This window comes from Mesorhizobium sp. M4B.F.Ca.ET.089.01.1.1 (assembly GCF_004022605.1).
Classification (GTDB): domain Bacteria; phylum Pseudomonadota; class Alphaproteobacteria; order Rhizobiales; family Rhizobiaceae; genus Mesorhizobium; species Mesorhizobium abyssinicae.
Genome location: NZ_RZOS01001245.1, coordinates 1 through 566, shown reverse-complemented (window position 1 = coordinate 566; position 566 = coordinate 1). Strand labels below are relative to the sequence as shown.

The following is a 566-nucleotide window of genomic DNA, read 5'->3' as shown; positions in this document are numbered from 1 at the left end:
GTCTCGGAGAACCTGGCGAGATCGGGGCGTTGCGCGGGCCACCACAACCCCTCACACTCAACGAAGTCTGCTTGCCAGGGAACGGCCATCCGCTCGGTCAGCAATCCCGGATAGGTGCGGCGCATCTGGCCGTCGAAATCTTTGAATTGCCCTCTCGTGATCCGGGCTTTTCCGGCATAGATCGACGGATAGGTCATGATGAACCCGGCTTCGATGCCTGGGAAGAAGCCCCCGCCTATTGTGCGAAGAAGCGCAACCTCATCCAATCGGTCGGCTTCGTTCCCAACTGGTCGACTAGGGTCTGGCCCTGGGAGGAAGCTCCCATCGCGCCAGTCCTCAAGAATTTCTTGTTGTGCCGGCGTGAGCCGCAGCTGTCTGAGGTCTTGCGCTTTCAGTACTGCGTTGAAAATGGTGAGGCGCAGTTGGTCTGCGGCATCGCTAGGATCGGCCAAGCTGGACAAATTTGCATTCAATGCGGTTCGTACCGCTTGCCATTCGTTTTCACGCAGACGGTTGGTCCAAAAGTGTGAGGCCACGCGATGGAGGATGGGGAGCACATCCTGGAC

At 58.5% G+C, this 566-nt stretch carries 1 protein-coding gene; it reads right to left on the bottom strand.

Features of this window, described 5'->3' with window-relative positions; translation table 11 throughout:
• Positions 1-566: LodA/GoxA family CTQ-dependent oxidase (locus EN780_RS39435; RefSeq protein ID WP_189557139.1), on the bottom strand; the 566-nt coding region annotated here is incomplete at both ends.